Here is a 20204-nt window from a genome sequence, read left to right as displayed (position 1 = left end):
AGGTTCTACCTCAGCTTCAGCGTGGCAAGGCCTACCAACACAAGGATCACGGTGATGATCCAGAAACGGACGATCACACGCGGCTCGGGCCAGCCTTTGAGTTCAAAGTGGTGATGAATCGGCGCCATGCGGAACACCCGCTTGCCGGTCAACTTGAAAGACGCTACCTGGATCACCACGGACAGGGTTTCCATCACGAACACACCGCCCATGATGAACAGCACGATTTCCTGACGCACGATCACGGCGATGGTGCCCAGGGCAGCGCCCAGCGCCAGCGCGCCGACGTCACCCATAAAGACTTGTGCCGGGTAAGTGTTGAACCACAAAAACCCGAGGCCGGCGCCAATCAGTGCGCCGCAGAACACAATCAACTCACCTGCGCCCGGTACATAAGGGATCAGCAGGTAGTCGGCAAATTTCACGTTGCCCGACAGGTAGCAGAAGATACCCAGCGCACCGCCGACCATCACGGTCGGCATGATCGCCAGACCATCGAGGCCGTCAGTCAGGTTGACCGCGTTGCTCGAACCCACGATCACAAAATAGGTCAGCACCACAAAGCCAATACCCAGCGGGATGCTGGCATCCTTGAGGATCGGCAGGATCAGCGTGGTTTCCACCGCGCTTGGCGCCGTGACGTACAAGAAGATCGCCGCGCCCAGACCGAACACCGACTGCCAGAAATACTTCCAGCGGCTCGGCAAGCCACGGGAATTCTTTTCGATCACCTTGCGGTAGTCGTCAACCCAGCCAATGGCACCGAACAGCAGGGTCACAATCAGCACGACCCACACATAGCGGTTGCTCAGGTCAGCCCATAACAGGGTGCTGATGGCGATGGCCGACAGGATCAGCGCGCCACCCATGGTCGGGGTGCCGGATTTCGACAGGTGCGATTGCGGGCCGTCATTACGCACCGACTGGCCGATCTGACGGTTTTGCAGGGTGCGGATCATCCACGGCCCCAGGCACAACGACAAGGTCAACGCGGTCAGCACCCCTAGAATCCCGCGCAGGGACAAGTACTGGAAGACCGCGAAGCCTTTGTAGAACTGTTGCAGATACTCCGCTAGCAGCAGCAGCATTAATGTTTCTCCCCGCTGGAACCGCACAAAGCCGCAACGATGTTTTCCATCGCAGCGCTGCGCGAGCCCTTGATCAAAATAGTGGTGTTTGTTTCGTGCTCAGCGCGAAGCGCCTTGATCAGGTCAGCCTGATTGGCGAAGTGACGAGCCTGGTGTCCAAAAGCAGTGACGGCATGAGCCATCATGGGTCCCACCGCATAGAGCGCTGAAACTTTGTCGGCGGCATAAGCGCCTACTTCACGATGTCCTTGCTCCGCCCACTCACCCAGTTCGCCAATATCTCCGAGCACCAGGACGGTGCGGCCGGAAAAGGCGGCGAGTATATCAACGGCAGCGCACATTGAGGTGGGGTTTGCGTTGTAAGTGTCATCAATAATTCGCAGGCCCTCGGCGGTCACTTGCGCGACGGCACGGCCCTTGACCGGCAACACCGCTTCAAGTCCGGTTTTGATCCCGAACAGCGAAACGCCCAGGGCGTGAGCGGCGGCCGCAGCCGCCAGCGCGTTGGCCACGTTATGGGTGCCCAGCAGGTTCAATTGCACCCGCTCGCTACCCAGCGGGCTATGCAAGGTGAAGCCCGGGCAACCGCGAGCATCACGGCTCAGGTCGCTGGCATAAAAGTCAGCCTCAGGATTGCCCAGGGCAAAGCTCAACACCTTGCGCCCTGCTGCACGGGCTTTCCAGATAGCGAAAGCCTTGTCATCCAGATTGAGAACGGCGACGCCATCGGCATCCAGCCCTTCAATAATCTCACCCTTGGCCTCGACGATCTTTTCCGGGCCGCCAAACTCGCCCACATGGGCAGTGCCGGCATTGTTGAGCACGGCAACCTGAGGTTTGGTCATGGCCACGGTGTAGGCGATCTCGCCGATGCGCGAGGCGCCCAGCTCGATAACTGCCGACGTGTGTTCGTTAGTCAGCTCGATCAGGGTCAGGGGGACGCCCAGATCGTTGTTCAAGTTGCCTTTGGTTGCCAGCACCGGGCCGCGGGTGCGCAGGATACAGGCGAGCATTTCTTTTACGGTGGTTTTGCCACTGGAACCGGTAATGGCCGCGACCGGTTTGTCATAACCGGCGCGATTGAGCGCGCCCAGACGGCCCAAGGCTTCGCGGGTGTCCCTGACCACCAGCTGTGGCAATGCCGACTCAGGCACTTCGCGCTCGACCAGAGCGGCAACGGCGCCCTTGGCAGCGACTTCATTCAGGTAGTCGTGACCATCGAAGCGCGGGCCGGTCAGCGCAATAAACAGCTGACCCTTGCTGATTGCACGGCTGTCGATGCTGACGCCATTGAAACGGCAGTCTGCTTCAACCACACGTCCTTGCAGGGCTGCAGCCACTTCACTGAGCAACAGAGGCTTAAGCATGGTCAGCCTCCCAGATTTCCAGGGCTTTGGCCGCTTTGACCAGATCAGAGAAGTCATGGCGTTCGCCGTTGATTTCCTGATAGTCCTCGTGACCTTTACCGGCCAGCACGATCACGTCTTCGACGCGAGCGTTGGCAATGATCTGGGCAATCGCGTCACCACGACCGGCTACAAAAGTGACGTTCTGCGGCGCAGCAAAACCGACACGGATATCATCGAAGATTTGCGCAGGCGCTTCAGTGCGCGGGTTGTCGTCAGTGACCAGCACGCCGTCGGCCAAACGTTCAACCACTTGCGCCATCAACGGGCGCTTGCCGCGATCGCGGTCGCCGCCACAGCCAAACAGGCACAGCAACTGGCCCTTGGCATGCGGGCGCAGAGCCAGCAGTACTTTTTCCAGGGCATCCGGGGTGTGGGCGTAATCGACCACTACCAGCGGCTTGCTGCCGCCGCCCAAACGCTGCATACGCCCGATCGGGCCTTCCAGTTTGGGCAATACGGTGAGAATTTCATCCAGCGGATAATCCAGACCCAGCAAGGCACCGATAGCAGCCAGCACGTTGCTCAGGTTGAAGCGCCCAAGCAGGGAGCTGCGCAGCAAGTGCTCGCCCTGAGCGGTCACTACTGTCGCACGCACACCGTCGTCATCGAAGGTTGCGTCACGGCAATACAAAGTAGCGCTGCTGTCTTCCAGGCTGTAGCTGATCAGGCGCGAGTCGTGCTTTTCAGCGGCCAGTTGGCGACCGAATTCATCATCCAGATTCAGCACGCGACAACGCAGGTCAGGCCAGGCAAACAGCTTGGCCTTGGCGGCGGCGTAAACCTCCATGCTGCCGTGGTAGTCCAGATGATCGCGGGACAGGTTGGTCAGCACGGCGACGTCGAACGCCAATGCACTGACCCGGCCTTGATCCAGGCCATGGGACGACACTTCCATGGCCACCGCTTTGGCGCCGGCCTTTTTCAGGTCGGCCAGCATCGCCTGTACTGCGATCGGGTCCGGCGTGGTGTGGCGACCGCTTTGCAGCGCGCCATAAAAGCCGGTGCCCAGGGTGCCCACGATGCCGCAGTGCTGACCCAACAGATCAAGGGCCTGCGCCACCAACTGGGTCACACTGGTTTTCCCGTTGGTGCCAGTCACGCCAACCAGATTGAGGTGACGACTCGGCTCGCCGTAAAAACGCCCGGCGATATCCGAAAGCTGAGCCGCAAGGCCCTTGACCGGAATCAGCGGCACGGACGAGATCGGCAGCACATCTGCACCGTCTACTTCATAAGCCACGGCAGCCGCACCGCGCTTCAAGGCGTCGGCAATATGTTCACGACCATCGAGTTTGCCGCCGGGTACCGCCAGGAACAAATCACCTGCGCGTACATTGCGGCTGTCGAGGGTCAGCTCACGGATCAGCAGATCGTGACCGGCGTGAGGGAAAATCTTGTTCAGGCTCAGGGACATTAGCCGCGCCCTCCTTTGGCTGCTGCAGCGGCTGCCGCTGCTTGTTGCTCCGCTGCCGTTGGCAGGTTATCCGGGATCACATTCATCAAACGCAGGGTGCCGGACATGACTTTGCTAAATACGGGAGCGGAAACCAGACCACCGAAGTAGCCCGCCTTGCTCGGCTCGTCGATAACCACAACGATCGCGTAACGGGGGTCGCTCATGGGGCCAAAACCGGCAAACAATGAGCGGTAAGAGTTCACCGCATAGCCTTTCACACCGCCGGACGAAGTTTTACGCGCGGTACCCGACTTGCCGCCGACGTGATACGCCGGCACCTTGGCACGCCAGACACCCCGCGGGTTTTCGATTACTTCCTGCAGCATGCCCTGCACCGTCTTGGCCACTTGCTCAGGCATGACTTGCACCGACTCGGCTGGCCGGTCGGTTTTAAGCAGGGTCAGCGGCGCCAGCTTGCCGTTGTTGGCCAGGGCCGAGAATGCGTGAACCAGCTGGATTGCGGTGACAGAAACGCCGTAGCCGTAAGACAGGGTCGCGGTTTCCGCCTTGCGCCATTCGCGGTAGTTGGGCAGGTTGCCGACGCGTTCACCCGGGAAGCCCAGGCCGGTGTCTTGCCCCAGGCCCATCTTGGCCATCTGGCGGAAGATCGCTTCGCCACCGATATCGAAGGCGACCTTACTCATGCCCACGTTACTGGAGTTGATCAGGATGCCGGTCAGGTCGAGGACCGGACCTTCGGTGCGCGACACGTCACGAATGGTGTATTTACCCAACTGCAGGGTGCCCGGGTAAACCTCAACCTTGTCGGTGGGTTTCCAGCGCCCGGTTTCCAACGCAGCACTCATCGAAATCGGTTTTACCGTCGAGCCCGGCTCGAACACGTCGATCATGGCGCGGTTACGCATCATCGCCGGTTGCAGATTGCGACGGTTGTTGGGGTTGTAGGTGGGCTGGTTGACCATGGCCAGAATCTCGCCGGTCTTGACGTCCATGATTACCAGGCTGCCAGCCTTGGCACCGTTCTCGACCAGCGCATTGCGCAGTTCGCGGTTGGCCAGGTACTGCAGGCGCAGGTCAATCGACAACGCCAAGGTCTTCCCTGCCTTGGCGTTTTTGGTCACTTGCACGTCTTTGATCAGACGCCCGCGCCGGTCCTTGATCACTTGCCGCTTGCCCGGAACCCCGGCCAGCCACTCGTCATAGGCCAGTTCAACGCCTTCACGACCTTTATCGTCGATATCGGTAAAGCCGACCATATGCGCCGTCACTTCACCCGCCGGATAGAAACGACGGAATTCTTCAATGCCGTAAACACCCGGCACCTTGAGGTCGAGCACCACCTGGCCCTGCTCAGGGGTCAGGCCCCGGACCAGGTAGATAAATTCTTTATTGGCTTGCTGCTCAAGGCGTGCGGTCAGCACTTTAGGGTCTTGCCCCAGGGCATGGGCAAGCGCCGGCCAACGGTCCTTGGCCACCTGCATTTCCTTGGCATTGGCCCACAGGGTGGTCACCGGGGTACTCACGGCCAAGGGCTCGCCATTGCGGTCGGTAATCAGGCCGCGGTGTGCAGGGATAGGGATATGCCGCAAGCTGCGCGCATCACCCTGGCCCTTGAGGAAGTCATGGTCGATCACTTGCAGGTAAACGATCTGGCAGGCGATAGCGCCTACCAGCAGTGCCAGCAATGCCAGCACCACACGAAAACGCCACGGGTAGAGTGCGCCTTCGAGTTTGATCATGGCGCCACCATCCGAACTTCTGCCGCGCCCGGAATGCGCATTTTCAGTTGTTCGCTGGCCAGGGTTTCGATACGGCTATGGGCAGTCCAGGTGCTCTGTTCGAGAATCAAACGGCCCCATTCTGCCTGCGCCTTGTCACGCACACTCAGTTCCCCGTACAGGGTGTTGAGCAACTGGCGGTTCCAGTGGGCGCTGTAAGAAACGCCCACAGCCGAAACCAGCACGCCAATAAACAACAGCAGCATGAAAAAACTTCCGCCGGGAAGTGGTTTGGCGAAGAGCTTGTTCAACGAAGCTTCTCCGCGACGCGCATGACAGCGCTACGCGAGCGCGGATTGGCTTTGAGCTCAGCATCAGAAGCGGTCTGTGCCTTGCCATGGACCTTGATTTTCGGCACGAAAGCTACGTGCTGAACCGGCAAGCCGCGTGGCAGGTTGTCGGGCTCGCCCTTGACCAGCTTGCGCATAAACAGTTTGACGATGCGGTCTTCCAGAGAGTGGAAGCTGATCACTACCAAACGGCCACCGATTGCCAGGGACTCCAGCGCTGCCTCAAGGCCTGCTTCAAGGTCGCCCAGCTCGTTGTTGACGTGAATGCGCAAGCCCTGGAAGGTACGGGTCGCAGGGTGCTTGCCCTTTTCCCAGGCCGGGTTGGCCACTTTCAGCACTTCGGCCAGGTCGCCGGTGCGCTCGAACGGGGTGATAGCGCGACGCTCGACAACAGCGCGGGCCATGCGCCCGGAGAAGCGCTCTTCGCCGTATTCCTTGAATACGCGGGCGATCTCTTCCTGGGAGGCAGTGTTGACGAACTCGGCAGCGCTGATGCCGCGATCCGGGTCCATGCGCATATCCAGCGGGCCGTCATTCATGAAGCTGAAGCCGCGTTCCGGGTCATCAAGCTGCGGCGAAGACACGCCCAGGTCGAGGAGGATGCCATCAACCTTGCCAGCCAGACCGCGCGCAGCAATTTCGGATCCCATTTCAGCAAAACTGCGCTGCACAATAACAAAGCGGCCGTCTTCGGCCGCCAGCGCTTGCCCGGTGGCAATCGCTTGTGGATCTTTATCAAAACCAAGCAGTTGGCCCTCAGGGCCGAGCTTCTGGAGTATCAGGCGGCTATGTCCGCCGCGACCGAAGGTGCCATCCAGATAGCATCCATCAGGACGTACGGCGAGAGCCTCTACGGCTTCGTCGAGCAGTACGGTGATGTGGTTGAAGCCGCTATCTATAGTCACAGGATTAAATCACGCAGTTCGTCAGGCATCGCGCCCGGTTGTTGAATGGCTGCAAGGTCGGCTGCAGATACAGCTTCCCAGGCATCCTCGTCCCACAGTTGAAACTTGTTCAGTTGGCCCACCAACATTGCGCGCTTGTCCAACTTGGCATATTCACGCAAACGCGGCGGCACCAGAAAACGACCACTGCCATCGAGCTCAAGATCGACGGCATTACCAATCAACAGACGTTGCAAACGACGGTTCTCTTCACGTAACGAAGGCAACGCCCGCAGCTTGGTTTCAATCAATTCCCACTCATCGAGGGGGTACACACACAAGCAGGGATCGACCGCATCGATGGTCACGATCAGGTGCCCGGAACTGCGCGAAATCAGCTCGTCACGGTACCGGCTCGGCATTGCGAGACGGCCCTTGGCATCGAGACTGATTGCGTTGGCTCCGCGAAACACTGATCGCATCTCCAAATATTAACGTTTTACGTCTGAAAAACCCACTTTATGCCACTTTCCACCACTTATGCACACTATAGGAATGCCCCCACCGCACCGTCAAGGAGCGACCTATAGGAAAAGCCTTACATAACTGAGATTTAGGACGGTAAATAGACGTAGAGCAGTAAGCGGAGGGATTTTTTGACAAGCGACGCACAATGAATTCAAAGCCATGGACTTCAAACTTAAAGTGATTTGTTAAGAACGAGGACTTTTCGGCATTCCGTCGGGAATTATTCTTGCAAGTTGTGGCGGGGGATTAAGCGCTGTCTTGAAGAGCATTCTGCTTGCAGGGCAAGCAGAAGAGAAAAAGGTGGAGAGTCGATCTGTAAGCCGGGTTCTGTCGTGAACAGTCATTCGTCTACGATGGCCATCACTGGACATCTTTAGCAACCTACCCGGTCCCAGCGCGGGCCACGCCTTGGGACCCTATTTGGTCTTGCTCCAAGTGGGGTTTACCTAGCCACGAACTGTTGCCAGTCGTGCGGTGCGCTCTTACCGCACCTTTTCACCCTTACCGGTGCCGAAGCACTTAGGCGGTTATTTTCTGTGGCACTTTCCGTAGGCTCACGCCTCCCAGGCATTACCTGGCACTTCGCCCTATGGAGCCCGGACTTTCCTCCCCCCCCTAATTTTCATAGAGGGCAGCGACTGTCCAATCGACTCTCCGGCGCGAAGATTAACTGTACAGAGCCTATAGAACAAGCGTTAAAAGCCGGAAGGTCGCTTCATCTAGCGCACTTGCGGCCTTTAGCCACAGGTTCAAACCGACATCAATATCAAAATGACATCACCCAACAACAAGCATCACTCAACTTTTTGCTTTTCCAGCGCAACTTGATACAGCACATTCTTGCGTTCGCCGGTAATTTCAGCAGCAAGTGCTGCTGCGCGCTTGAGTGGCATCTCTTTAAGCAGCAAGTCGAGAATGCGCATGGCCTCACTGCTGACCACTTCATCGGTTTCTGGCGCGGTCCAACCTGCCACCAGCACAACACACTCGCCGCGCTGCTGATTGCTGTCGCCTTCAACAAAGGCGCGCAACTCGGACAGGGGCAGCCCTTTGAGGGTTTCAAAGGTCTTGGTCAGCTCGCGGGCCAGCAATGCCGGGCGCTCCGGGCCGAAAACCAGCTCAAGGTCCTGCAGGCACTCTAGAATGCGGTGCGGTGCTTCGTAGAAGATCAGCGTGCGCGGCTCTTCCTTCAATAATTCCAGGCGCGAGCGACGCCCTACCGCCTTGGCAGGCAGAAAGCCTTCAAAGATAAAGCGATCAGAAGGCAAGCCCGCAGCAGACAGGGCCGCAATCAAGGCACAGGCCCCCGGCACCGGCACGACCTTGACCCCGGCTGCTCGCGCCTGACGCACCAGGTGATAGCCCGGGTCAGAAATCAGCGGTGTACCGGCATCGGAGATCAGCGCAACATCTTCACCCGCCAGCAAACGCTGGATAAAACGGCTGCCCTCATCACGCTCGTTATGCTCGTGACAGGCGCCCAACGGCGTGGAAATACCAAAATGCTGCAACAAACGCAGGGAGTGGCGCGTGTCTTCGGCCGCAATCAGCGACACATCGCGCAATACCTTAAGCGCACGCGCACTGATGTCGTCCAGGTTACCGATGGGCGTGGCCACCACATAAAGTGAGCCAAGAACGGAATTCATATCACCTGGAGCAGTCAAAACGCACACCTCATAAGAGTTAAAGGCGCCATTGTAGCGCGTAGAGCCCTTGCGAAAGCACCCACCCTGCAGGCCTCAAATCGCCAGACGGGGAAACTTTTACTGCGACAACGTACAGAACGCATCTAAATTCAGGCTTTATTGCCGCTAACATCGCGCCCCGGCCAGTGCTTGGGTACACTTCCCCACTCATTTGATCGAGTATCAGGAACACGACATGATCGCTTGCCTGCGGCTGTTCACTGCCCTCTGCCTCGCTGCCCTGTTGGCGGCTTGCGCCAGCTCGCCCTCGTCCAGCCTTGGCGAACTTCCACGGACCCCGGATGCCAGCCTTGAGCAATTGCTCCAGCAGGCTTCCGAGAGCAGCAACCCGGAAAAGGCCGCCCTGCTGCGCCTGTCGGCTGCCGACCTTGCCATGCGCCAGCAGAACACTGCACGCGCGGCGCAAATCCTGGCCCTGGTGCCAATGGATCAGCTCAAGCCTGCCCAGCAGGTGTTTGCCAATACCCTGGCAGCCGAACTGGCAATGAGCCGCAACGATCCTAAAGCCGCAGTGGCCGCCCTGAGCCATCCAAGCCTGTCAGTGCTGGGCGAACTGCCGGCGGATCTGCAAGTGCGCACCCGCACCGTGCATGCCCGTGCCTTCGAAGCCGACGGCCAGACCCTGGCAGCCGCACGCGAACGCGCAGCCATGAGCCCGCTCCTGACCGGTGACGCCGCCAACAGCAACAACGAAGCTATTTGGTCCCTGGTTGCTGCCTTGCCGGTCGAGCAACTGCGCAGCCAGAGCAATGATGTGCTCGGCGGCTGGTTGTCCCTGGCCCTGACCGTGAAAAGCGCAGGCACCTTGCAGGACCAGCAGAACGCCATTGATCAATGGCGCGCACAAAACCCGGCCCACCCGGCCGCGATCCAGCTGCCCGCACCGCTGGTCAAGCTCAAGGAACTGGCTAGCCAACCCCTGACCAAGATCGCCTTGCTGCTGCCGCAAAACGGTCAACTGGCCTCGGTGAGCAAAGCCCTGAGTGACGGCTTTATGGCCGCGCACTACCAGGCCCAGCAAGCCGGACAAAATCCGCCGAGCATCCAGTTTTATGACAGTTCACGCCTGACCTCGCTGGACGACTTCTATCGCCAGGCACAGGCCGACGGCGTGCAACTGGTGGTTGGCCCGCTGGAAAAAAACCTGGTCACGCAACTCAGCGCTCGCCCGCAGCTGCCGATCACCACCCTGGCCCTGAACTACAGCGAGGGTACACAAGCCCCGGCACAACTGTTCCAGTTTGGCCTCGCTGCTGAAGATGAAGCCCGCGAAGTGGCGCGCCGCGCCCGGGCCGACGGCCTGACCCGCGCTGGCGCCATGGTGCCGGTCGGCGAATGGGGTAATCGCGTGCTCAAGGCATTCCAGCAGGAATGGGAAGCCCATGGCGGCACCATCGTGGGCGTTGAACATATCGACAAGCCAGTGGCCCTGGCCCAGCAAGTGGCCGACCTGGTGCAATTGCGCAAAGGCGGCGGCTCAGCCCAGCCGACTCGCCGCCAGGACATGGAATTCATCTTCCTGGCTGCCACCCCGCAGCAGGCCCAGCAGATCAAGCCGACCCTGAACTATCAGTACGCAGGCGATGTTCCGGTTTACGCGACCTCCCACGTATTCAGCGCCAATGGCGACCAGAACCAGTACAACGACATGAACGGCATCCGTTTTTGTGAAACACCCTGGTTGCTGGACCCGAACAACCCGCTGCGCCAGCAAGTGACCGCACAATGGCCACAAGCCGGTGGCAGCCTGGGCCGCCTCTACGCCATGGGTATTGACGCCTATCGCCTGGCACCGAGCCTGGGCCAGCTCAAGGCACTGCCCGACAGCCGGATCGACGGTTTGTCCGGCAGCCTGAGCATGAACCCGGCGCAACGTGTAGAACGTCAGCTGCAGTGGGCCGAGTTCAGCAATGGCCAACCACAACGTCTGCCGGCTACCGCCAACTGATGGCCGAACGCTCAAGCCAGCAAACTGGCAAGGATGCCGAGCGCCTGGCGCTGCGGCATCTTGAGCAACAGGGCTTGCGCCTGCTGGCGCAGAACTGGTCATGCAAGCGTGGCGAGCTGGATCTGGTCATGCTTGACGGCGATACAGTAGTATTCGTCGAAGTTCGTTACCGACAACACGCGCAATGGGGTGGCGCACTGGCCAGCATCGACGCCCGCAAGCGTCAAAAGCTGATCCTTGCTGCTCAGTACTTTCTGCAACGCCAGGCGCGCTGGGCCAACCACCCGTGCCGCTTCGATGTGGTGACCATGGACAGCGCAACACCCCAATTGAACTGGCTACGGAATGCCTTTGACAGCCACTAGTGCTGCCAGGCCGACTCCAGCAACCTTTTTTAAACGATTTTGCTTTGCTTTGCGGGCTGCACATTTTTGTGCCGGGAAGTCACCCAGGAACACCTGGATCACGCCCGACCAGCCGCCCTACTTAAGGTCACATAGATGGACATGCAATCCCGGATTCGCCAGCTTTTCCAAGCCAGCATCGACACCAAGCAGCAGGCAATGGAAGTGCTTGCCCCCCACATCGAGCAAGCCAGCCAGGTGATGGTCAACGCCCTGCTCAATGAGGGCAAGATGCTTTCGTGCGGCAATGGCGGGTCGGCAGGTGACGCCCAGCACTTTTCATCCGAGCTGCTCAACCGCTTTGAGCGCGAGCGTCCGAGCCTGCCTGCCATTGCGCTGACCACCGACACCTCGACGATCACCTCGATCGCCAACGACTACAGCTTCAACGAGATCTTCTCCAAGCAGATCCGCGCACTGGGCCAGCCCGGCGACGTGTTGCTGGCGATTTCCACCAGCGGCAACTCGGCCAATATCATCCAGGCCATCCAGGCCGCCCACGATCGCGAGATGATCGTGGTCGCCATGACGGGCCGCGATGGCGGCGGCATGGCCTCACTGCTGTTGCCTGAGGACGTGGAAATCCGCGTCCCGTCCAATGTCACTGCACGTATTCAAGAAGTCCACCTGCTGGCGATCCACTGCTTGTGCGATCTGATCGACAGCCAACTGTTCGGGAGTGAAGAATGACTTTTAAACGCCTTGGCCTGGTAGCCCTGACCCTGTGTCTGGGCCTGACCGCCGGTTGCAGCTCGGTACTGACCGCCACCCGCGACAAGCCTATTGAAGATGACCGCGGCACCCGCACCTTCGGCAGCAAGATCGACGACTCCCTGATCGAAACCAAGGTCGCCGTAAACGTAGCCAAGGCCAACCCGGACCTGGACACCGGTTCGCATATCGTGGTCACCAGCTATAACGGCATCGTGCTGCTGGCAGGCCAAACTCCGCGCGCCGACCTCAAGGCCCAAGCCGAACAGGCTGCTGCTGCCGTACAACGAGTGAAGAAGGTCAACAACGAACTGCAGGTCATGGCCCCGTCATCGATCCTGGCGCGCAACAACGACGCCTGGCTGACCACCAAGATCAAGACCCAGATGCTGACCGACAACGCCATTCCCGGCTCGCGGATCAAAATCGTTACCGAGAACGGCATCGTCTATATGCTCGGCCTGGTCACCAAGCAGGAAGCGGCTCGCGCCACCAGCCTGGTGCAGGGTGTTTCCGGGGTGCAGAAAATCGTCAAACTGTTCGAGTACATCGACTGACAGCTGCCGACTGCCAGACACAAAAAAAGGCGACCTTCTCAGGTCGCCTTTTTTATTACTTCACCACTTTCAGGCTTGGCCGGCCCGAAGGACGCGGCGGCTCGGTGCCTGGTGGCGGGCCATCGTCATCCGGCCCAACCTCGTCATCAACCTCAAGAGGCTCTTCCAGGTCGAACACCATGCCCTGGCCGTTCTCACGGGCGTAAACACCCATAATCGCGGCAATAGGCACGTACAAGGTGTGTGGCACACCACCAAAACGCCCTTCAAAGCTTACTGCTTCGTTGTCCATGTGCAATTGACGCACGGCGGTTGGCGAAACATTCAGGACAATCTGCCCGTCACTGGCAAAACCCGCAGGCACTTGTACCTTCGGGTAGTCAGAGTTAACCAGCATGTGCGGAGTGCAGTCGTTATCAACGATCCACTCGTAGAGCGCACGCACCAGATAAGGTCGACTTGAATTCATCGAGGGCTCCTAAGCCTTAGCGCATGTCGCGTTCGACACCAGACAGACTCGCCTGGAAAGCCTCACGCGCAAATTGGCGCTCCATATAGTCGAGCAACGGCTTGGCTGGCCGCGGCAATTCAATACCCAAAACAGGCAAGCGCCAGAGTATCGGCAACAGGCAGCAGTCGACCAGACTTTGATCATCGCTGAGGAAAAAAGGTTTGTCGGCAAATAATGCAGACACACCCGTCAGGCTCTCGCGCAACTCTTTGCGGGCCTGTACCCGCGCCGGCTCCTTGGTCTTCGAATCGAGGATCAAGTCGACCAGAGCGCACCAGTCGCGCTGAATGCGATGGATCAGCAGGCGGCTGTTGGCCCGTGCCACCGGATACACCGGCAGCAGCGGCGGATGCGGATAACGCTCATCCAGATATTCCATCACCACGGTCGACTCCCACAACGCCAGGTCACGATCGACCAGGGTTGGAAGGCTGGCGTAGGGGTTCACTTCGATCAGCTTCGGCGGCTGACGGCCCGCCTCCACACTGATGATCTCGGCGCTGACACCTTTCTCTGCGAGCACAATGCGTACTCGGTGGGAATAGTGGTCGGCGGGGTCGGAGTAACAGGCCAACCGATTGGTCACGCCCATGGCGGTCCTCCTCGCTTGTTGAAATTATCGGGAGCGGAAAAACGAACGCGCCCAAGGAAGCCTCTGATAACCGCAGTACGGGTGACAGGCAAGGTCATTGACCCTGCCTGCCACCCGTACTGCACTGTTACCTTTTCAGAGACACCCTCGGGCGCGCACGATTAACAGCATTGCGTGTAACTATATCAGTGCACATCTTTCCAGTATTCGCGCTTGAGCAGATAAGCGAATACAAAAAGGAAGGCCAGGTAGATCAGCACGTAAGTACCGATGCGCTGATGCTCCAGCTTCACCGGGTTGGCCGAGTAGGCCAGGAAGGTCACAAGGTTCTTGATCTTCTCATCGAACTGCTCTTCAGTCAGTGCGCCGGTTTTTGGCAGCACTGTCAGCTGGTCGCACGCTTCATGGGTCAAAGGTGTGCCGGTGAGCGGATCATACTGCTTCTTGCCGTCTTCGACGATCTGTACTTGCTTGCAACCGACAACCTGACGACCTTGCAGCGGCGCCAGCACGTTAGGCATGCCCACGTTCGGGAACACCTTGTTGTTCACACCCCAAGGGCGCGACGGGTCTTCGTAGAAGGCGCGCAAGTAGCTGTACAACCAGTCTGTGCCACGAACACGGGCTACCAGGGTCAGGTCTGGCGGTGCAGCACCGAACCAGGCCTTGGCGTCAGCAGGCTGCATGCCGATGTTCATGTGGTCGCCAATTTTGGCACCGGTGAACACCAGGTTATCGAGCATGACGTCGTGGGGGATGCCCAGGTCGTCCGCTACGCGCTCGTAACGCTGGAACTTGGCACTGTGACAGCCCATGCAATAGTTGGCGAACGTACGTGCGCCGTCCTGCATGGCAGCCTTGTCAGAAACATCGATGTCGACCTTGTCGAGCTGCACACCTTGTTCTGCCGCAAAGGAGAACACAGGCATTACCGCGAGCATCAATACAGCAAATAGCTTTTTCATCAGCCAGTCACCCTTTCCGGAACCGGTTTGGTCTTCTCAAGCCTGGTGTAGAACGGCATCAGAATGAAGTAGGCGAAGTACAGGAACGTACACACCTGCGACAGCAGCGTGCGGCCCGGGGTTGGCGCCAATACGCCCAATACGCCCAGGATCACGAAGGAGATGCAGAACACCCAAAGCCATACCTTGCTCATCCAGCCCTTGTAGCGCATGGATTTGACCGGGCTGCGATCAAGCCACGGCAACACGAACAGCACAGCAATCGCCGCGCCCATGGCAATTACGCCGAGCAGCTTGTCCGGGATGGCCCGCAGGATCGCGTAGAACGGTGTGAAGTACCAGACAGGGGCAATATGCTCCGGCGTTTTAAAGGCGTTAGCCTGTTCAAAGTTCGGTTTTTCCAGGAAATAACCACCCATTTCCGGGAAGAAGAACACAATAGAACAGAAGATAAACAGGAACACCACAACGCCGACAATGTCTTTCACGGTGTAGTACGGATGGAAAGGAATGCCATCCAGCGGTATGCCGTTTTCGTCTTTGTGTTTCTTGATGTCCACGCCATCCGGGTTGTTCGACCCGACTTCGTGCAACGCCAGAATGTGCAGCACCACCAGACCCAGGATCACGATAGGCAAGGCCACCACGTGCAGGGCGAAGAAGCGGTTCAGGGTAATCCCGGAGATCAGGTAGTCACCACGGATCCACTGCGTCAGGTCGTTGCCGATAACCGGAATCGCACCGAACAGCGAGATGATCACCTGGGCGCCCCAGTAGGACATTTGCCCCCAAGGCAGCAGGTAGCCCATAAAGGCTTCAGCCATCAGGGCCAGATAAATCATCATGCCGAACAGCCAGACCAGCTCGCGAGGCTTCTGGTACGAGCCGTAGAGCAGGCCACGGAACATGTGCAGATACACGACAATAAAGAACGCCGACGCACCAGTAGAGTGCAGCAAACGCAAAATAGAACCGTATTCGACGTCACGCATGATGTATTCGACAGAAGCAAAGGCTTCTTCTGCCGACGGCGTGTAACTCATGGTCAGCCACACACCGGTAACGATCTGGTTGACCAGAACGAGCAATGCGAGGGAGCCAAAGAAATAGAAGAAGTTGAAGTTCTTCGGGGCGTAGTACTTGCTGAGATGGTCTTCCCACATTTTAGTGGCGGGGAAGCGGGCATCTACCCAATCCATGAACTTGCTCATTACGCGTTCTCCCCATCGAGGCCAACGACAACAATGCTGTCCGTCTCATAATAGTAGGGCGGTACTGGCAGGTTCAGCGGGGCTGGCTGCGACTTGTAAACGCGGCCGGCCAGATCATAGTGCGAACCATGACAAGGGCAGAAATAGCCACCGACCCAATCCTTGCCAAGGTCAACAGGCGCGACCTCAGGGCGGAACGTAGGCGAGCAACCCAAGTGGGTGCAGATACCGATCAACAACAGAATCTCTGGTTTGATCGATCGCAACTCCGGATTTACATAAGCAGGCTGATCAGATTGCTTGGAATCCGGGTCAGCGAGCTGCCCTTCAATCTTCTTCAGATTTGCCAGGATTTCCTCGGTGCGACGTACGATGAATACCGGCTGACCGCGCCATTCAGCAATCATTTGCTGACCTGGCTCGACCTTTGCAATATTCACTTTCACCGGTGCGCCAGCGGCTTTCGCCTTGGCACTGGGAAACCACGACCCCACGAACGGGACCGCCGCCCCCACCGCTCCTGCAGCACCCACCACGGATGTGGCTGCTACGAGGAAGCGACGCCGGCCGACATTTACGCCGTCATTGCTCATTCAGTCCTCTCCCATCAGCTTTGTGGCCTGTTAAATCAGGCATCTACTAAATTTGCATCTGAACTTATAAAAATTTTGCAGAATGGTAATGAAAAGCCCCTAGTCTTACAAGGTAATTACCGCTCTGGGGCGGCTACAAGCCTTGTAGTATAGGCGTTTGCTGGCTGTGGCAAGTTGTCACACCAACAAATCATCACCCATAAAAAAAGCCCAGCTCCGAAGGAGACTGGGCTTTTTTGAACGAAGCTGCGAATTAACGCTTCGAGTACTGCGGACGCTTACGCGCTTTACGCAGACCGACTTTCTTACGTTCAACTTCACGAGCATCGCGAGTAACGAAGCCAGCTTTGCGCAGAGCGCCACGCAGGGTTTCGTCATACTGCATCAGTGCACGAGTGATACCGTGGCGGATTGCGCCAGCTTGACCACTTACACCACCACCGATCACGGTGACGTAGATGTCGAATTTCTCGACAGTCTCAGTCAGTTCCAACGGCTGACGAACTACCATACGGGCAGTTTCGCGACCGAAGAAATTCTCCAGAGTGCGGTTGTTGATCGAGATGTTACCGGTACCCGGACGCAGGAAAACGCGAGCGGTTGCGGTTTTACGACGGCCAGTGCCGTAGTTTTGAGTCGCCGACATAATGAACTATTCCGTTAAAACTTCAGTTCTTGGGGCTGCTGAGCAGTATGAGGGTGAGCAGCGCCCGCATAGACTTTCAGCTTACGGTACATGTCGCGACCCAGTGGGTTTTTAGGCAGCATGCCTTTAACCGCGGTCTCGATCACGCGCTCAGGAGCTTTGGCGATCAGCTTTTCGAAGTTGATCGACTTAATCCCGCCCGGGAAACCGGAGTGAGAGTAGTACATCTTGTCAGTGGTTTTAGCACCAGTAACACGGATTTGCTCAGCGTTGATAACAACGATGTAGTCACCGGTGTCAACGTGCGGAGTGTATTCCGGCTTGTGCTTGCCACGCAGACGGCTCGCGATCTCGGTGGCCAGACGACCCAGGGTCTGACCAGCAGCGTCGACGACAAACCAGTCGCGCTTTACTGTTTCTGGTTTAGCAGTAAAAGTTTTCATTCTTTATAGCCTCAGGGGCCGCCCTGTAAATTAGACGGCGGATCTTACTGAATAGTGCGTACTTTGACAAGTCAAAGGCAGCCGGATACAGACGCTATCGGGGGCTCGGGTCAGCGCGTCCGTTCAACGGCAAGATTCTTCGGCAGGCGGCGCATCACTTCCACTGCAGAAAGAGGTGGGCAATTATCCAGATTGCGCAAAAAATTACAACCTGCTTTTATGTTTGTTTACCCGAAGGAGCACTCGATGGACTACCGCAAGCTGGGCCGGACTGATCTGAAAGTAAGCGCAATCGCCCTCGGGACCATGACCTGGGGCGAGCAGAACACCCAGGCCGAAGCCTTTGAGCAGATCGAATACGCGAAAAATGCCGGCATCAATTTTATCGACACCGCCGAAATGTACCCGGTGCCGCCCAAGGCCGACACCTACGCCACCACCGAGCGTTACATCGGTAACTGGTTCAAGGAACGCGATGATCGCGCCGACTGGGTGCTGGCAAGCAAGATCGCCGGCCCCGGCAACGGCATCGACTACATCCGCGATGGCCACCTCAAGCACAACCGCACTCATATCGTGCAAGCCCTGGACGCCAGCCTCAAGCGCCTGCAAACCGACTGGATCGACCTCTATCAGTTGCACTGGCCCGAGCGCAGCACCAACTTCTTCGGCCAGCTTGGCTACAAACACAATGCCGACGAAGACTTCACCCCGCTGGAAGACACCCTCGAAGCACTGGATGAGCAGGTAAAGGCCGGCAAGATCCGTCATATCGGCCTGTCCAACGAAACACCGTGGGCCACCATGAAGTTCCTGCAACTGGCTGAAAGCCGCGGCTGGCCCCGTGCAGTGTCGATCCAGAACCCCTACAGCCTGCTCAACCGCAGCTTCGAAGTGGGTCTGGCGGAAATCGCCATTCGCGAACAGTGCGGCCTGCTCGCCTACTCGCCCCTGGCGTTCGGCATGCTCTCAGGCAAGTACAGTGGCGGCGCACAGCCAGCAAAGGGCCGCTTGACCCTCTACAGCCGCTTCTCGCGCTATTCCAACCCGCAGGCCGTGGCTGCCAGCGAGCGTTACGTGGCACTGGCCCGTGAACATGGCCTGGACCCGGCGCAAATGGCCCTGGCCTACGTTACCCGCCAACCCTTCGTCACCAGCAATATCATTGGCGCAACGACCATGGAGCAATTGCGAAGCAATATCGCCAGCCACGACCTGAAATTGTCGGATGAAGTGCTGGCAGGCATAGAAGCGATTCACAAGGAGCAGCCCAACCCGGCGCCTTGACCTCCCGCCATCGCCCGCCCCATGTGGGAGCGGGCTTGCTCGCGATTCAGGCAACGCGGCCTGCCAGGCAAACTGCGCAGATCCCATCGCGAGCAAGCCCGCTCCCACAGACTTAGAAGTGAGTGCAAACACCCTTCCCCCTAGACACACAGGGAAAAAGATAAGACGATCCAGCCGTAAGTTGACCAATTTCACCTATAAGAATAATCAAAATATGTCTATGTCTACTCAACTCTCGACGCCGCTGCGGCGCGTCAGCATTTTGGCCATCGATCGGGTTTTCGCCTCGACCCTGATGCATGCCAAGGACTTCTTTCACCTCGCCAGCCTGCGTCATGGCAAGCAATTGGGCCAAGGCCTGACTCCCACCTTCGAGACACGCCTGGTGAGCCCCGACGGCAAACCGGCCAACAGCTTCAGTAATGTGATGCTCCCCGTGGACGGCGGCCTGGAGGACACTGACATCATCATCCTCCCGGCTTTTGGCGACGATTTCGACACCCTCTGCCAGCGCTACCCGCAAGTGCTGCCCTGGCTGCGCGAACAACATGCTCGCGGTGCAGTTCTCTGCGCAGAAGCCACCGGCGTATTCTGGCTCGCCGAAGCCGGCCTGCTCGACGGCAAAGAAGCAACCACCTACTGGCGTTTTTTCGACACGTTCGCCCGCCGCTACCCTCAGGTCAACCTCAACCAGGACAAGCACCTCACCGACGCTGACAACCTGTATTGCGCCGGGGGCCCCACCTCTGCCTGCGACCTTTATATCTACATGATCGAGCGATTCTGCGGCGCCAATATCGCCCAGGCCGTAGCCCGCGACATCCTTTACGAAGTGCAGCGCAACTACACCCCGGGGCGTATCGGCTTTGGCGGTCAGAAGCTGCACCAGGACGTGATCATCCTGCAAATCCAGCGCTGGCTCGAAGAGCACTTCGCCGACAAGTTCCGCTTCGAAGACGTCGCCCGCGAACACGGCATGAGCATCCGTAACTTTATGCGCCGCTTTCAGATGGCCACAGGCGACAAACCCTTGCACTACCTGCAACGCCTGCGCATAGAAACCGCCAAGGGCCTGCTCTCGGCCTCGCGCAAGAGCATCAAGACCATTAGCTACGACGTGGGTTATGACGACGCGAGCTTCTTTGCACGACTGTTTCGCCAGCACACCGAGCTGTCACCCAACCAGTATCGACAACAGTTCCTGCAGGCTGGCGTAAGCCAGGTCGCTTAAAA

General features: G+C 58.4%; 21 protein-coding genes and 1 other RNA gene. 6 read left to right on the top strand and 16 right to left on the bottom strand.

The genetic code is table 11. The features are described from left to right. Nucleotides 1-5: 5 nt before the first annotated feature. The 9 genes from mraY to rsmI all read right to left on the bottom strand — a co-directional run bounded on the left by mraY (nt 6) and on the right by rsmI (nt 9043). The gene (gene mraY / locus ACZRMH_RS16650; RefSeq protein WP_083369779.1) at nt 6-1088 is read right to left on the bottom strand and encodes a phospho-N-acetylmuramoyl-pentapeptide-transferase; all 1083 of its coding nucleotides are present in this window, start codon (nt 1086-1088) and stop codon (nt 6-8) included. After that, nucleotides 1088-2455 carry a UDP-N-acetylmuramoyl-tripeptide--D-alanyl-D-alanine ligase gene (locus tag ACZRMH_RS16645; RefSeq protein ID WP_464014345.1) on the bottom strand — a complete coding sequence of 456 codons (1368 nt, stop codon included), beginning with the start codon at nt 2453-2455 and terminating at the stop codon, nt 1088-1090. Before ACZRMH_RS16645 ends, mraY begins: the two co-directional genes overlap by 1 nt. Next, complete coding sequence (locus tag ACZRMH_RS16640; protein ID WP_464014344.1) at nt 2448-3911, bottom strand: UDP-N-acetylmuramoyl-L-alanyl-D-glutamate--2,6-diaminopimelate ligase; 1464 nt, start codon at nt 3909-3911, stop codon at nt 2448-2450. The genes ACZRMH_RS16645 and ACZRMH_RS16640 overlap by 8 nt, the downstream gene beginning before the upstream one ends. Next, nucleotides 3911-5653 (bottom strand): peptidoglycan D,D-transpeptidase FtsI family protein, encoded by a 1743-nt coding sequence (locus tag ACZRMH_RS16635; protein WP_464014343.1) that lies wholly within the window; start codon nt 5651-5653, stop codon nt 3911-3913. The genes ACZRMH_RS16640 and ACZRMH_RS16635 overlap by 1 nt, the downstream gene beginning before the upstream one ends. Continuing rightward, nucleotides 5650-5943, bottom strand: a complete 294-nt coding sequence (gene ftsL, locus ACZRMH_RS16630) for a cell division protein FtsL (protein WP_019823808.1) — start codon at nt 5941-5943, stop codon at nt 5650-5652. The genes ACZRMH_RS16635 and ftsL overlap by 4 nt, the downstream gene beginning before the upstream one ends. Next, nucleotides 5940-6887 (bottom strand): 16S rRNA (cytosine(1402)-N(4))-methyltransferase RsmH, encoded by a 948-nt coding sequence (gene rsmH, locus ACZRMH_RS16625; RefSeq protein ID WP_464014342.1) that lies wholly within the window; start codon nt 6885-6887, stop codon nt 5940-5942. The genes ftsL and rsmH overlap by 4 nt, the downstream gene beginning before the upstream one ends. Then, on the bottom strand, nt 6884-7339 hold the full coding sequence (mraZ, locus tag ACZRMH_RS16620; RefSeq protein ID WP_464014341.1) for a division/cell wall cluster transcriptional repressor MraZ: 456 nt from the start codon (nt 7337-7339) through the stop codon (nt 6884-6886). The genes rsmH and mraZ overlap by 4 nt, the downstream gene beginning before the upstream one ends. 355 nt (nt 7340-7694) lie before the next feature. Continuing rightward, nucleotides 7695-8048, bottom strand: an RNA gene (rnpB, locus tag ACZRMH_RS16615) — RNase P RNA component class A. A 140-nt stretch (nt 8049-8188) separates the two neighbouring features. Then, nucleotides 8189-9043 carry a 16S rRNA (cytidine(1402)-2'-O)-methyltransferase gene (gene rsmI, locus ACZRMH_RS16610; RefSeq protein WP_464014340.1) on the bottom strand — a complete coding sequence of 285 codons (855 nt, stop codon included), beginning with the start codon at nt 9041-9043 and terminating at the stop codon, nt 8189-8191. Nucleotides 9044-9278: 235 nt separating this feature from the next. Here rsmI and ACZRMH_RS16605 point away from each other — a divergent pair, with 235 nt between their 5' ends. The 4 genes from ACZRMH_RS16605 to ACZRMH_RS16590 all read left to right on the top strand — a co-directional run bounded on the left by ACZRMH_RS16605 (nt 9279) and on the right by ACZRMH_RS16590 (nt 12723). Further along, a complete protein-coding gene (locus ACZRMH_RS16605; protein ID WP_464014339.1) occupies nt 9279-11051 on the top strand; it encodes a penicillin-binding protein activator in 1773 nt (590 codons plus the stop codon). After that, nucleotides 11051-11416, top strand: a complete 366-nt coding sequence (locus tag ACZRMH_RS16600) for a YraN family protein (RefSeq protein ID WP_464014338.1) — start codon at nt 11051-11053, stop codon at nt 11414-11416. Before ACZRMH_RS16605 ends, ACZRMH_RS16600 begins: the two co-directional genes overlap by 1 nt. Before the next feature lie 135 nt (nt 11417-11551). Then, a complete protein-coding gene (locus tag ACZRMH_RS16595) occupies nt 11552-12145 on the top strand; it encodes a phosphoheptose isomerase (RefSeq protein ID WP_016779517.1) in 594 nt (197 codons plus the stop codon). Continuing rightward, nucleotides 12142-12723 (top strand): BON domain-containing protein, encoded by a 582-nt coding sequence (locus ACZRMH_RS16590; protein WP_464014337.1) that lies wholly within the window; start codon nt 12142-12144, stop codon nt 12721-12723. The genes ACZRMH_RS16595 and ACZRMH_RS16590 overlap by 4 nt, the downstream gene beginning before the upstream one ends. 55 nt (nt 12724-12778) lie before the next feature. Here ACZRMH_RS16590 and ACZRMH_RS16585 read toward each other — a convergent pair whose 3' ends face one another. The 7 genes from ACZRMH_RS16585 to rplM form a co-directional block, all read right to left on the bottom strand. Then, nucleotides 12779-13192, bottom strand: a complete 414-nt coding sequence (locus ACZRMH_RS16585; RefSeq protein WP_464014336.1) for a ClpXP protease specificity-enhancing factor — start codon at nt 13190-13192, stop codon at nt 12779-12781. A 16-nt stretch (nt 13193-13208) separates the two neighbouring features. After that, on the bottom strand, nt 13209-13826 hold the full coding sequence (locus ACZRMH_RS16580; RefSeq protein WP_464014335.1) for a glutathione S-transferase N-terminal domain-containing protein: 618 nt from the start codon (nt 13824-13826) through the stop codon (nt 13209-13211). Between the two features lie 185 nt (nt 13827-14011). Further along, nucleotides 14012-14791, bottom strand: a complete 780-nt coding sequence (locus ACZRMH_RS16575) for a cytochrome c1 (protein WP_019823826.1) — start codon at nt 14789-14791, stop codon at nt 14012-14014. Further along, on the bottom strand, nt 14791-16002 hold the full coding sequence (locus tag ACZRMH_RS16570; protein WP_016779512.1) for a cytochrome b: 1212 nt from the start codon (nt 16000-16002) through the stop codon (nt 14791-14793). Before ACZRMH_RS16570 ends, ACZRMH_RS16575 begins: the two co-directional genes overlap by 1 nt. Beyond that, complete coding sequence (gene petA / locus ACZRMH_RS16565; protein ID WP_464014334.1) at nt 16002-16595, bottom strand: ubiquinol-cytochrome c reductase iron-sulfur subunit; 594 nt, start codon at nt 16593-16595, stop codon at nt 16002-16004. The genes ACZRMH_RS16570 and petA overlap by 1 nt, the downstream gene beginning before the upstream one ends. A gap of 253 nt (nt 16596-16848) precedes the next feature. Continuing rightward, a complete protein-coding gene (rpsI, locus tag ACZRMH_RS16560; protein WP_003216038.1) occupies nt 16849-17241 on the bottom strand; it encodes a 30S ribosomal protein S9 in 393 nt (130 codons plus the stop codon). 14 nt (nt 17242-17255) lie between these two features. Beyond that, nucleotides 17256-17684: a 50S ribosomal protein L13 gene (gene rplM / locus ACZRMH_RS16555; RefSeq protein WP_007917032.1), complete on the bottom strand. Its 429-nt coding sequence runs from the start codon at nt 17682-17684 to the stop codon at nt 17256-17258. A gap of 246 nt (nt 17685-17930) precedes the next feature. On the opposite strand from rplM, the gene ACZRMH_RS16550 reads away from it, so the two are divergent. Further along, nucleotides 17931-18971: an NADP(H)-dependent aldo-keto reductase gene (locus ACZRMH_RS16550; RefSeq protein ID WP_464014333.1), complete on the top strand. Its 1041-nt coding sequence runs from the start codon at nt 17931-17933 to the stop codon at nt 18969-18971. Nucleotides 18972-19266: 295 nt separating this feature from the next. Continuing rightward, nucleotides 19267-20202 carry a GlxA family transcriptional regulator gene (locus ACZRMH_RS16545; protein WP_464014375.1) on the top strand — a complete coding sequence of 312 codons (936 nt, stop codon included), beginning with the start codon at nt 19267-19269 and terminating at the stop codon, nt 20200-20202. The last annotated feature ends 2 nt before the right edge of the window (nt 20203-20204 follow it).

The sequence above is a fragment of the Pseudomonas sp. B414 genome, from assembly GCF_055408445.1.
This window is presented reverse-complemented; position numbering and strand designations above follow the sequence as displayed.

Excerpts from the sequence above, each read along its gene's own strand:
- ACZRMH_RS16590 (WP_464014337.1), top strand. The coding sequence starts at position 12,142 with ATGACTTTTAAACGCCTTGGCCTGGTAGCCCTGACCCTGTGTCTGGGC.
- rplM (WP_007917032.1), bottom strand. The coding sequence starts at position 17,684 with ATGAAAACTTTTACTGCTAAACCAGAAACAGTAAAGCGCGACTGGTTT.
- rsmI (WP_464014340.1), bottom strand. The coding sequence starts at position 9,043 with ATGAATTCCGTTCTTGGCTCACTTTATGTGGTGGCCACGCCCATCGGT.
- ACZRMH_RS16605 (WP_464014339.1), top strand. The coding sequence starts at position 9,279 with ATGATCGCTTGCCTGCGGCTGTTCACTGCCCTCTGCCTCGCTGCCCTG.
- ACZRMH_RS16575 (WP_019823826.1), bottom strand. The coding sequence starts at position 14,791 with ATGAAAAAGCTATTTGCTGTATTGATGCTCGCGGTAATGCCTGTGTTC.
- ACZRMH_RS16545 (WP_464014375.1), top strand. The coding sequence starts at position 19,267 with ATGCATGCCAAGGACTTCTTTCACCTCGCCAGCCTGCGTCATGGCAAG.
- ACZRMH_RS16580 (WP_464014335.1), bottom strand. The coding sequence starts at position 13,826 with ATGGGCGTGACCAATCGGTTGGCCTGTTACTCCGACCCCGCCGACCAC.
- ACZRMH_RS16635 (WP_464014343.1), bottom strand. The coding sequence starts at position 5,653 with ATGATCAAACTCGAAGGCGCACTCTACCCGTGGCGTTTTCGTGTGGTG.
- ACZRMH_RS16640 (WP_464014344.1), bottom strand. The coding sequence starts at position 3,911 with ATGTCCCTGAGCCTGAACAAGATTTTCCCTCACGCCGGTCACGATCTG.
- mraY (WP_083369779.1), bottom strand. The coding sequence starts at position 1,088 with ATGCTGCTGCTGCTAGCGGAGTATCTGCAACAGTTCTACAAAGGCTTC.
- ACZRMH_RS16570 (WP_016779512.1), bottom strand. The coding sequence starts at position 16,002 with ATGAGCAAGTTCATGGATTGGGTAGATGCCCGCTTCCCCGCCACTAAA.
- ACZRMH_RS16600 (WP_464014338.1), top strand. The coding sequence starts at position 11,051 with ATGGCCGAACGCTCAAGCCAGCAAACTGGCAAGGATGCCGAGCGCCTG.
- ACZRMH_RS16550 (WP_464014333.1), top strand. The coding sequence starts at position 17,931 with ATGGACTACCGCAAGCTGGGCCGGACTGATCTGAAAGTAAGCGCAATC.
- rpsI (WP_003216038.1), bottom strand. The coding sequence starts at position 17,241 with ATGTCGGCGACTCAAAACTACGGCACTGGCCGTCGTAAAACCGCAACC.
- ACZRMH_RS16595 (WP_016779517.1), top strand. The coding sequence starts at position 11,552 with ATGGACATGCAATCCCGGATTCGCCAGCTTTTCCAAGCCAGCATCGAC.
- ACZRMH_RS16645 (WP_464014345.1), bottom strand. The coding sequence starts at position 2,455 with ATGCTTAAGCCTCTGTTGCTCAGTGAAGTGGCTGCAGCCCTGCAAGGA.
- ACZRMH_RS16585 (WP_464014336.1), bottom strand. The coding sequence starts at position 13,192 with ATGAATTCAAGTCGACCTTATCTGGTGCGTGCGCTCTACGAGTGGATC.
- petA (WP_464014334.1), bottom strand. The coding sequence starts at position 16,595 with ATGAGCAATGACGGCGTAAATGTCGGCCGGCGTCGCTTCCTCGTAGCA.